9 protein-coding genes are annotated in these 10,667 nt (G+C 56.2%); 5 read left to right on the top strand and 4 right to left on the bottom strand.

The window, feature by feature from the left end; all coding sequences use genetic code 11:
• The first annotated feature begins 27 nt into the window (after nt 1-27).
• Nucleotides 28-462, top strand: coding sequence for a PspC domain-containing protein (locus F4Y00_08505; GenBank protein MYE04994.1), 435 nt, complete (start codon nt 28-30; stop codon nt 460-462).
• 125 nt (nt 463-587) lie between these two features.
• Here the strand turns inward: F4Y00_08505 and F4Y00_08510 are convergent, their stop codons facing one another.
• The 3 genes from F4Y00_08510 to polA are packed head-to-tail and all read right to left on the bottom strand — an operon-like array spanning nt 588 to nt 6,045.
• On the bottom strand, nt 588-1,898 hold the full coding sequence (locus F4Y00_08510) for an insulinase family protein (GenBank protein MYE04995.1): 1,311 nt from the start codon (nt 1,896-1,898) through the stop codon (nt 588-590).
• Nucleotides 1,895-3,193 carry an insulinase family protein gene (locus F4Y00_08515; protein MYE04996.1) on the bottom strand — a complete coding sequence of 433 codons (1,299 nt, stop codon included), beginning with the start codon at nt 3,191-3,193 and terminating at the stop codon, nt 1,895-1,897. Before F4Y00_08515 ends, F4Y00_08510 begins: the two co-directional genes overlap by 4 nt.
• Entirely contained in the window at nt 3,193-6,045 is a 2,853-nt protein-coding gene (polA, locus tag F4Y00_08520; GenBank protein MYE04997.1) for a DNA polymerase I, read from the bottom strand. The genes F4Y00_08515 and polA overlap by 1 nt, the downstream gene beginning before the upstream one ends.
• 118 nt (nt 6,046-6,163) lie before the next feature.
• Here polA and rfbB point away from each other — a divergent pair, with 118 nt between their 5' ends.
• From rfbB to F4Y00_08540, 4 genes are all read left to right on the top strand, one after another.
• Nucleotides 6,164-7,267, top strand: coding sequence for a dTDP-glucose 4,6-dehydratase (gene rfbB, locus F4Y00_08525; protein ID MYE04998.1), 1,104 nt, complete (start codon nt 6,164-6,166; stop codon nt 7,265-7,267).
• A gap of 44 nt (nt 7,268-7,311) precedes the next feature.
• The gene (locus F4Y00_08530; GenBank protein ID MYE04999.1) at nt 7,312-8,067 is read left to right on the top strand and encodes an NTP transferase domain-containing protein; all 756 of its coding nucleotides are present in this window, start codon (nt 7,312-7,314) and stop codon (nt 8,065-8,067) included.
• Nucleotides 8,064-8,552, top strand: coding sequence for a dTDP-4-dehydrorhamnose 3,5-epimerase (locus F4Y00_08535; protein ID MYE05000.1), 489 nt, complete (start codon nt 8,064-8,066; stop codon nt 8,550-8,552). The genes F4Y00_08530 and F4Y00_08535 overlap by 4 nt, the downstream gene beginning before the upstream one ends.
• A 155-nt stretch (nt 8,553-8,707) precedes the next feature.
• Nucleotides 8,708-9,772 (top strand): hypothetical protein, encoded by a 1,065-nt coding sequence (locus F4Y00_08540; GenBank protein ID MYE05001.1) that lies wholly within the window; start codon nt 8,708-8,710, stop codon nt 9,770-9,772.
• A 108-nt stretch (nt 9,773-9,880) separates the two neighbouring features.
• Here the strand turns inward: F4Y00_08540 and F4Y00_08545 are convergent, their stop codons facing one another.
• Nucleotides 9,881-10,657, bottom strand: a complete 777-nt coding sequence (locus tag F4Y00_08545) for a glucose 1-dehydrogenase (GenBank protein ID MYE05002.1) — start codon at nt 10,655-10,657, stop codon at nt 9,881-9,883.
• Between the last annotated feature and the right edge of the window lie 10 nt (nt 10,658-10,667).

Genomic DNA, 10,667 nt, shown 5'->3' on the forward strand with positions numbered 1-10,667 from the left:
CCGGGCAAACAATTCTGGAATCTGCCCATGATAGCCGGGCTTTCCCTTATCCTTGTGGGCGCCATCTATATCGTTCAGGAAATAGGTATCTGGCAAGGGTACAGTGTTCGCGCCCTTGCCGAGATGCTCCCCTGGATGGCGGGTATTCTGATTATCCTTCTGGGTTTTGGCGTGCTGTCGTGGCGTCCCCGAAGGAAATACAAAGCACCGAAGCCGAGTAAGACCAAACCCAGAGAGAAGGGCGTGAAAAAACAACTTACAAAGTCCCGCGACAAAAAAATTGCAGGGGTCGCCGCCGGCATAGCGGAGTATTTCGACCTGGATACCACGCTGGTTCGCGTAGCATTCGTAATCATCCTGATTTTTACCGGGGGCCCTCCTGCGATTATTGCCTACGTGCTGCTCGCGCTTATCTTTCCGAGTCCGGACAAGGCCGTCACCGGGCCCAAAGCGGTCGGGTGAAAGGATATCTCCCCGATGGTGGACAACACCTGATCTTGTCACACTTCTGCCGGGATATCCCGACACCTATCGGGCGGATACCCCCTGAAAGATGCTCTGATTAAGTCCGCTTTGATCAGAGCATCCTACAGGCGGATATCTCCCTCCTGAACATTCCCGGCCAGCGTAACATGCATTGCGTCGGGGGCGAATACTTGTGTGATTGCTCTATTGACTTCGTCCACCGAAACACTCTCCACTTTATCCGGAAATTCGTCGAGATAGGCTATCTCGAATCCCTGTTCCACATTGCTGAGCAGTGTCTTCGCCAGCCCGAATGTGGTGGAAAGCCCTACTTTGAACGCTCCTGTTACCGTGGTTTTCTTCTCCTGGAGTTCTTCCGGGGCCACGCCGCCGACGACGAAGTGACGAATTTGTTTGACGGTTTCCTCTATCCCCTGCTGCACATATTCCCTCGACAGGGTTACCGCCACCTGCCAGTGCCCGTCGTATTCCGTGGAAACGCCCGACAGGGAGGCGCCTATGCCGTACGTCAGACCCATTTCGTCGCGAATGGTCTGCATCAGCCGTGCCGAGAAATTTCCGCCCAGTGCAAAATTGGCAAGAAAGGCGGGAATGTAACCGGGATCATCCCGCCGTATCGCAAGGGCATGCCCGAGACGTACATCCACATTCTCCTTATCGGCGATGAAAACGGTTGACGAGCCGGGAGCATGCTGTTCGGGCGTTTCTGCGAAGCGCGGTAATGCATCGTGGGATGGCCATCCCGAAAAGTGGTTTTCCACCGCCTTGCTCACTGCACGCTCGTCCACATCTCCTACAACCACGAGCGTACATGCATTGGCGCCGAAATGTGCAGCATGATACGCCTGGACATCGTCTATCGAGAACTGTTGCAATTGCTCCAACTGCTCTTCGAATTCCTGCATATAGTTAGGATGCGAGACACCGTATATCCGCCGCCGCAGCGCCCCGGACGCCTGGGCGCCCGTACTTTCCATCGAACGCTTGATGGATGCCGAAATTCTGTCTTTTGCCTTGGCAAGTTCTTCCTCGGCCAGTAATGGTTCCCGCAATTGCAAAGCGGTCAGGCCCAGCACTTCAGCAACGTCCTTTTTCAGGGCGCGGCCCGAAAAATCGATACGAAGGACATCTGATGAAAATGCCAACTCCGCCCCCTTGTTTTCCAGAATTTCCGACAGGGCGAATCGATCCAGTGTCCCGGCGCCCTTGTCCAGCATGGATACGACCAGGTGCTGCAGCAGCAACTCTTCCTTATTGCCCATGTCCGGGGCGCTATGGAACGATCCGCACCACGTTACGACATTCGGGATGGGCGTAGGCAGCATGATGAGCCGGCAGGGACCGACGCGGTGTTCGGAAATACGCTCGGCGAAGGATGGGGTACGGGCCCGGGCCTGTGGAGAAACATTCATGAGGAGGCCTCTGCGTCAGGTATATAGTACCCGGTCGTACAACTATTCTCTACGAAATACTCCTGCGCGACACGCTGTATGTGCGCTCCGGTTACCTGATTGATCCGGTCCTGCATCGTGGTGTAAAGTTTCCAGTCTCCGGCAGCAATGGCTTCGTTGAGTTCTGCAGCGGCCGAAAACGAACCGTCCCGGCTAAAAGCCGCCTGTGCCTTGCGCTGGTTTCGGGCCCTCTGGAGCTCCTCTTCCGTGATTCCGCTTTCCTTGATCTCGTTCACCGCCGCATGAATGGCGGCTTCGACTTCCTCATGGGTTTTGTCCGGCGACGGTCTTGCAAACACATACGCCAGACCCGGATCGCAAAATCGGGAAACACCCCCCCAGGCGCTTGTCGTGATCCCGGTGTCTGTCAGCCGGCGATACAGGCGCCCGTTCTTGCCGGCGGAAAGAATAGCGGAAAGCATGTCGAGCGCATCCGTGTCCGCCTCCAGCCCGCGAGGCGATTTCCATGCAACCATAACTGCTCCTTGCCAACCCGCCTTGCGTACGATCACGCGGCGTTCCTTCTCCTGGGCCGGTTCCCGCACATGTATTGCAGGCAAGGCCTCTTCCGGGTTCGGGATTTTGCCAAAATGGCGGTGCACAAGCTCAAGCACCTCTGTTTTGTCAAAATCCCCGATGATACTGACCGTCGCATTGTCGGGCCGGTAGTAGGTATCATAGAAATGCCGCAAGCCGTCGGGGGTCAGACGCTCGACATCGCCCCGCCACCCGATCACGGGATGATGGTAGGGGTGCACCGTGAAGGCAGCAGCCCATACCTCATGGAAAAGCTTGCGGACCGGGTCGTTTTCTCCCCGATCGAGCTCGTTCAGGATCACGGTGCGTTCCCGCTCCATGTCCTCATCCTGCAGCAAGGCTCCCCGCATACGATCCGCCTCTATTTCCACGGCAAGGGGGAGGTGTTCTCCGGGAAGCATCTCGTAATAGTTCGTCCGATCCAGCCAGGTCGTGGCGTTGACGCGGGCCCCCACGCGCTGCAACACATTGAACACAGACGTACCGGCCTGCTTGTTGAACCGGGCCGATCCCTTGAACATCAGGTGTTCGAGAAAATGGCAGGCGCCGGTGAGCCCCTCCGGCTCGTGGCGGCTGCCCACCCGATAGGTAATCATGAATGTTGCGACGGGGGCCGTGGCATCCTGAAGCAATAGTGTCTGCAAGCCGTTGTCCTCCAGACGATATGCCTCAACGCCTCCCGACGCCTCCTCGAATACAAAGCCTTTTGGTGTGTTCATCAATGTGCGTCGAGCCAATTATCGCCTGTATCCATATGTACCTCAATGGGCACATCGAGCGAGAGCGCCGATTCCATTTCCTGGCGGACTATTGCCTGTACCGTATCGATTTCCTCCGGCGGCATTTCGAGGACGAGTTCATCATGCACCTGCAACAACATACGCGCCGCGAGTCCTTCCTGCTTCAACCGGCGGGCTATATGCACCATGGCGATCTTGATCATATCGGCCTGTGATCCCTGGATCGGCATGTTCACGGCCACACGCTCGGAAAAAGATCGCTGGGTTCGATTGCGCGAATTGATATTCGGCACAAAACGCCGGCGCCCGAGGATCGTTCGTACGTATCCTCTTTCCCGGGCCTCTTCTACCACCCTGTTGATATGGGCGGTGACCGCGGGATACGTTTTCAGATAGCTGTCGATCAATTCCTGGGCTTCTCCGACCTGGCATCGCAGCCGCTGGGCCAGACCCCATGCGGAAATGCCATAAGGAATGCCGTAATTCACCTCTTTCGCCTTACGCCGCTGATCTTCATGTACTTCTTCAGGTGAAACGTTGTATATCATTGCCGCTACGGCTCTATGTATGTCCTTCTTTTGCCGAAATGCTTCGCTGAGCGCTTTGTCTCCACTCATGGAAGCCAGAATACGGAGTTCAATCTGTACGTAGTCTGACGAAAGCAGCTTCCACCCCTTTTGAGCGACAAACGCCTTGCGGATCTCCCTGCCCTTGTCCGTCCGGATGGGAATATTCTGCAGGTTCGGCCCCGCCGAGGAGAGCCTTCCCGTGGCGGCCACCGTCTGGTTGTAATTGGTGTGAATGCGGCCGGTGTCAGGATGGATCAACTTGCCAAGACTATCGACATAGGTGCTTTTCAACTTGGAAAACTTGCGCCATTCGAGAATCAGTGCCGGCAGGGGATGCCTCGCTGCAAGGGTTTCCAGTACATCTTCTTTCGTGGAAGGGGCGCCTGTGGACGTTCTTGCCACGATCGGCAGGTCCAACTTCCCAAACAGGATGCGGCCGAGCTGCTGCGTGGAACCGATATTGAAGGTTTCGTCCGCCTCTCTGTAGACCTTCTCCTCCAGATCACGAATGTGCGCGCCCATCTCCTCGGAGAGCGCCGCGAGCATATCCGGATCGACCCGGATACCGGTGATTTCCATGTCCGCCAGCACGCGCAGAAGAGGAAACTCAATCCGTTCCGCAATTTCCAGCAAGTCGTCTTCCTTCAGTCCCGCGGCGAGCGTATCCGCCAAACGCAGGGTGATGTCTGCATCTTCGCAGGCGTATGGGCAGATCTTGTCCGGAGACACATCCCGCATCGACAGCTGATTCTTTCCTGTCCCGATGAGGTCCTCGATCGGAATGGTTTTGTAGTGCAGGAATTTCAGCGCCAGCGAATCGAGGCCGTGCGGTTCTTCGGGGGACAACAGGTAATGCGCCACCATGGTATCGAAAAACGGACCTTTCGTGCGTATTCCGTGCCGCTCCAGCGTGATGACGTCATACTTGACGTTCTGGCCGATTTTGAGCGCATTGCCGCGGAGGACCGGTTCAAGCACGGCAAGGATATCGGCTGTGGGCGTTCCATCCGGCAAGGGCGTCGGGATGTAGCAGGCTTTTCCTGCTTCTTGCGCAAAAGAAATACCCACCAGCGACGCCCACATCGGATCGACCGAGGTGGTTTCCGTGTCGAAAGCAAACCGGTCCGCTGCCTGCAAGGCTTCAACGACCGCCTGCAAGGCTTCCCTGTCGCTTATGAGACGGTAGGTCACCGTTTGCGGATCGTACGATACGAGATCAGTGGAATCGGCCGGCTCCCCGGAAAAGAATGCGGGACGCGGCGGTTCCTCCCCCGGTGTTTCCGCAACAGGCGCCACGGCTTGCTGCTCCTCTCCGGTCTGCATAGGCTCTTCTCCAATCTGTGCAAACGCTCCGGCCTTCACTTTCCGGAAAAGGGTATTGAACTGGAGATCGTTGAACAGGGAAAGCAGTGCTTCACGGTTTGGGTGAGAGCGCACGAGCTGGGCCGGCGTTACGTCAAGCGCCACGTCCGTCTTGATCGTAACCAGCTGTTTGCTGAGCAGGGCGTCTTCCCGGTGTGCGAGCAAGCCTTCGCGAGCGCGCTTCCCTTTCACTTCCGCCGCATGCTCAAGAAGTTCTTCCAGAGAGCCATACTCCCGAATCAATGTCCCCGCCGTTTTTTCGCCAATTCCCTGTACTCCCGGCACGTTGTCGCTGGCGTCTCCCATCAGTGCGAGCAGGTCAATGAACCGGATCGGCGGGAGGCCGTATTTTTCCTGAAACGTATCCACCGTGACAGGTTCGAAGGCTTCTCCCCGGCGAGCGGGGCGGAACATGGAGACGCGCTCGCCGAGAAGTTGCTGAAAATCCTTATCGGGAGACACAATCACCACATCGGTTCCTTCTTTGGCCGCCTGATGCGCCAGGGTGCCGATGACATCGTCGGCTTCCACTCCGGGGACCTCGAGCACAGCCACGCCGGCAGCTTCCACAATATCCTTGATGCAGGGAAGCGCTTCGGCAAGATCTTCAGGGATCGGACTCCGGTTTGCCTTGTATTCTTCGAACAGTTCGTCGCGGAACGTGCCTGCTCCCGGACCTACGACATCGAAAACCACCGCCATATGGGTGATTCCGTGATCTTCGATCAGTTTCAGCAGGGTATTGGTAAAGCCGTATGCCGCTGAGGTGTTTTGGCCGCGTGAATTTATCAGCGGCCTGCTGATGAACGCAAAGTGGGCGCGATAGGCCAGCGCCATAGCGTCAAGCAGATACAACGGGCTATCTTTTTTCGGGGCGTTCGCCTTGTCTTCCTGAGCCATATCAAGCTCCTTGCTATGTTGCCTGGAGAGCGCCTGTCCCCGAAACCGCGCCGGACGCGTACTGTATAAAGCCCGGCGCTGCATTTCGTTCTTCGCCCATCCATTCCCTGCGCCTTTCGTGGATCCGCACACCCTCCGAACACATCATAAACACGTCCCCCGATCCGTGCTGGTTACCGGGGGAGCCGGATTCATCGGATCCAATTTTCTGCTCAGGATGGCGCCGCGCTATCCCAAGGTACGGTTCGTGAACCTCGATTCCCTGACGTACGCAGGCAACCTTATGAATCTTGCGCCGATCGAGAAGGCGGAAAACTACTTTTTTGTGCACGGGGACATCTCCGACCGGAATATAGTCCGTAGCCTGTTCAAGGAGCATGCGTTTTCTACCGTAGTGCACTTTGCTGCGGAGAGTCATGTAGACCGTTCCGTTCAGGCCCCCCTGTCCTTTGTGGAGACCAATGTGCTGGGTACGGCCACCCTGCTGGAAGAGGCCCGGGCCACTTGGAACCCCGACGAGTTCGAAACCGGACGCTATCGTTTCCATCATGTCTCGACCGATGAAGTATACGGAAGCCTTGGTTCCGAAGGCCTCTTTTCCGAAACGACGCCGTACGACCCACGGTCTCCCTATTCGGCTTCGAAAGCTGCTGCTGATCATTTTGTGCGCGCCTGGAGGCAAACGTATGGCCTGCCGGTGGTCGTTTCGAACTGTTCAAACAATTACGGCCCCCGACAATTCCCGGAGAAACTCGTGCCGCTTGTTATTGTCCGGGCCATGAAAGAGAACGAGATTCCAATCTACGGCAAGGGAGAAAACATTCGCGACTGGCTTTTCGTGGAGGATCATTGCGAAGCCCTCGAAACCATTCTCCTTTCGGGCGCCGACGGGGAAACCTACGGCGTAGGCGGCGAAACCTGCCGTACGAATCTCGAGCTCGTGCATATAGTGCTGGATAGAATCGACCGGGCACTGAATCGGCCGGAAGGCACGTCCCGGGCACTCGTCTCTTTCGTAAAAGATCGTCCCGGCCATGATTACCGGTATGCCATGGACACCTCGAAGGTGCGAGGCGAACTCGGTTGGCGTCCCCGGCACGATCTTCTGCAGGGGATCGATACCACCATTGCATGGTATCTGGAGAATGAGGAATGGCTAAAGGCCGTGCTCGACGAATCCTGGCGCAGATGGTATAACGAGCAGTATGTGGCCCGCACATAATCCATCCTGGTATATATCCTGATTACATGCCCGCAGATCAACCTATGAAAGGCGTTCTTTTAGCCGGCGGGCTGGGAAGCCGTTTGTATCCGCTGACCAGGATCACCAACAAGCATTTGCTTCCGGTAGGCCGCTATCCGATGATTTTCCACCCCCTGGTGCGGATGCGCCGGGCGGGTATTCGGGAAGTGGCCGTGGTTACAAGCCCTGAACATATGGGAGATGTGGTGAACCTCCTGGGAAGCGGGCGTGATCTCGGGCTTGACCTGACCTTTCGCGTACAGGATGAACCCGGTGGCATTGCACAGGCCCTTGCGCTTTGTGCGTCGTTCACGGCGGGCGATCCCCTGCTTGTTATTCTTGGAGACAACATCCTCGGAGAGGATATTGGCGATCAGGTGACCGCATTTCGGCAGCAATTGGCGACCGAGGGATCAGGAGCCCGGGTACTACTCAAAGAAGTGCCCGACCCGGAGCGCTATGGCGTCCCTCGTTTCGAAGGGGACCGGATTGTCGAGATTATCGAAAAACCCTCCACCCCTCCAAGCAACTATTGTGTGACCGGCCTCTATTTTTACGATGCCGGAGTATTTGATATCATTGCAGGATTGTCTCCAAGCGCACGTGGAGAATACGAAATAAGCGACGTGAGCAATGCCTACATCCGGGAAGGTCGGCTTTCCTGGGGTGTGCTGAAAAGCTGGTGGGGGGATGCAGGCACGATGGATGGGTGGCACGAGGCGAATGCGTTGGCCCGTGACCTCGTTTACGAAGAACTTCTATCCTTGAATACGCAGTGAGTACAGCATTTCCTGATTGGAAAAAGGGTGAAATAAGCGGCTGCGAGATCCATCCGCTCCGATTTTACGAAGACGATCGGGGCTGGCTGGCTGAGTTCTTTCGATGCGACGAACTGCCTGAAGCGGTGCATCCCCGGATGGGGTACGTTTCCCTGACGCATCCTGGGGTGGCCCGCGGGCCCCACGAGCATGTGGCGCAAACGGATCTGTTTCTTTTTTTTAGCGGCGCCTTCCGGCTGTATCTGTGGGATACACGTCCCGGTTCCCCCTCTTTCGGGTACCGTTTCCGGGAAGAATTCGGTGTGGCCCGCCCTGCGGCGATTCTCGTTCCACCCGGGGTTGTGCACGCCTATCGTAACGTGGGTGCGGAAGATGCCTTGATCGTGAATTGTCCGAACCGGCTCTATGCAGGTGAGGGCAAATGCGAACCGGTGGACGAAATCCGGTATGAGGACCAGCCGGACTCACCGTTTTCGATGGATTGAAAAAAGCAAAGAGCGAAAGGAGCACATTGAATCACCCGGGGTGAGGCAATATGCGGGCGTTTTTTGCGTTCACGGAGTGGCTGGTTATATTATGGCCCTGTATTTTTCCCGCGCTGTGTAATCTATGAAAAGAGTTTTCCCCTCCTGCCAATCCCATGACTGAACTCAAGGTTGAATTAACGCCAGTTACCCGCCTAGACGTCATCAACGTGCAGCAATGTGTCCGCGAGTGCCACGGGGATGTCCTGGACGAATATGATCAGGTCCTCTACTGTTCCCATCATACCACGGGTGGATATATCGATCAGGGACTGGCGCAGCGACTGAATCACAGCCTGGATTCCATACACGCTTTTCTGCGCACATTTCAGAAGCTTTTTCCGCCAGGGAGAAGCTATCAGCATGACAATATGTCCCTGCGCATGGAATTAACGGAAGAAGAACGGGAAAATGAGCCCCCCAACGCCGATTCGCATCTCAGCTTTATCAGCTCCGGTCTCCAAACGTGCGTATCCTATCACAACGAGCGGGACCAGCCCGTTTACTTTGTAGATCTGGATGGAGTGAATCACAAAAATCAGAGGCGACACCGGTTGTCTACCATTGTTGGCTTCAACAAGGATCGTTTTGTCGACCGGTTCGAACTCGAGGTGCCAACCTCTGATCAGGATATTGACTCGATTGATCTGAATAGCGAGCAAGTGGGTCTTTTCGAAAAATCCCAGGAGCTCATTCGTCAGCATGGAATTGAAAAAGGATGGATAGAATTCGAGTTGAATCCCAACCAGCCCGGAGCGGGACTCACAGTCAATGAGTACGAAACGCTATTGATTCAGCATGATCTTGCTTCGGTATTGAAAAACCCGCTGCAATATGCGGCAGCAGGCGGGCAGTATCTTTTCCGTAATCCGTTGGCCATCCCCGGTAAAGCCTGGCAATATGTCAAGTACGACTTCGTTCGGATGGTAAACAGAACCCTTAACGTTCCCGGGTTCAGTAAATTGTTTACCGACCGGACCGTCAGCCGGCTATTCACTTCGCCTGCATCGCACTTTCTGGGCATGAAGCGATCCATTCGTTTTCTGGTAGTATGTAGCGGTTCTTCAAATGGATGCGGGTCCATTTTGCAGGGAAGATACCAAAGCCCCATTCTTGTCCAGTGGAAGAAAGCGATGCGTGGGAGCCGCACCGTGACCGCCACGCTCAGAGAGTGTATCTAAGGCCTGTTACCACTATGCAGCGGTGCTCTGCGGGGCCTGTTTTCCTGCCAAGCCAGGCGCCGCGAGCGCAGTGTGGCCCAGTCAGGGTCGTATCCGGGACGGTATCCTTCAGATGAGCGACCGGGACTGCCCCCCGTCCACATTGAGACAGACGCCTGTTACCAGACTCGCCCGCTCCGAAACAAGAAAGGCTGCCACGTCTGCTACCTCCTCGGCCTTTCCGAAGCGTCCTACAGGAAGGTTTTGCGCCACGAATGCCTTCATCTGTTCCGGTTGTTCGCGGACGCGCCGGTCCCAGCTTCCCCCCGGAAACCGGATGGATCCCGGTGCTATACTGTTCACGCGAATGCCGGCCGGGGCGAGTTCGAGCGCCATGATTTTTGCCGTGCTTATCAGGGCGGACTTCGTGGCATTGTAAATGGAGAGACCGGCTCCCCCTGCTTCCCTCCCGAAAATCGATGCCACAAAAAGAATGGCCCCTCCCCCTGCGGCCTTCATATGCGGCGCCACAGCGCGCCCCGATCGCACATGTGCCCTGAGATTGAGGTCGAGCACGGTTTCCCAGTCGTCGTCTGTAGTGTCCTCGAATGGTTTCCGGCGGTTCCCCCCCACATTACTCACTAAAATATCCACCTGCCCGAACCGTTCGACGGTCCGGTCGACAATTTTTTGCGGCGCGTCCTTTTCGGAAAGATCTGCCTCCAGGGCCAGCACCGATGCTCCTCCCTTTTCAATTTCTTCCGCTGTTTCCCTAAGGCGCTCCCCGCCGCGGGCGCATATGGTGAGGCGGCATCCTTCTGCCGCAAGGCGTTTTGCAATGTATTTCCCTATGCCACGGCTCGATCCCGTAACGATTGCAACCTTGTTTCCTAATTCGAGGTCCATTTGGTCAAGT

The sequence above is a fragment of the Bacteroidetes bacterium SB0662_bin_6 genome, assembly GCA_009839485.1.
In the GTDB taxonomy this organism is placed as follows: Bacteria; Bacteroidota; Rhodothermia; order Rhodothermales; family VXPQ01; genus VXPQ01.

Excerpts from the sequence above, each read along its gene's own strand:
- F4Y00_08505 (MYE04994.1), top strand. The coding sequence starts at position 28 with ATGATAGCCGGGCTTTCCCTTATCCTTGTGGGCGCCATCTATATCGTT.
- F4Y00_08510 (MYE04995.1), bottom strand. The coding sequence starts at position 1,898 with ATGAATGTTTCTCCACAGGCCCGGGCCCGTACCCCATCCTTCGCCGAG.
- F4Y00_08515 (MYE04996.1), bottom strand. The coding sequence starts at position 3,193 with ATGAACACACCAAAAGGCTTTGTATTCGAGGAGGCGTCGGGAGGCGTT.
- polA (MYE04997.1), bottom strand. The coding sequence starts at position 6,045 with ATGGCTCAGGAAGACAAGGCGAACGCCCCGAAAAAAGATAGCCCGTTG.
- F4Y00_08530 (MYE04999.1), top strand. The coding sequence starts at position 7,312 with ATGAAAGGCGTTCTTTTAGCCGGCGGGCTGGGAAGCCGTTTGTATCCG.
- F4Y00_08540 (MYE05001.1), top strand. The coding sequence starts at position 8,708 with ATGACTGAACTCAAGGTTGAATTAACGCCAGTTACCCGCCTAGACGTC.
- F4Y00_08545 (MYE05002.1), bottom strand. The coding sequence starts at position 10,657 with ATGGACCTCGAATTAGGAAACAAGGTTGCAATCGTTACGGGATCGAGC.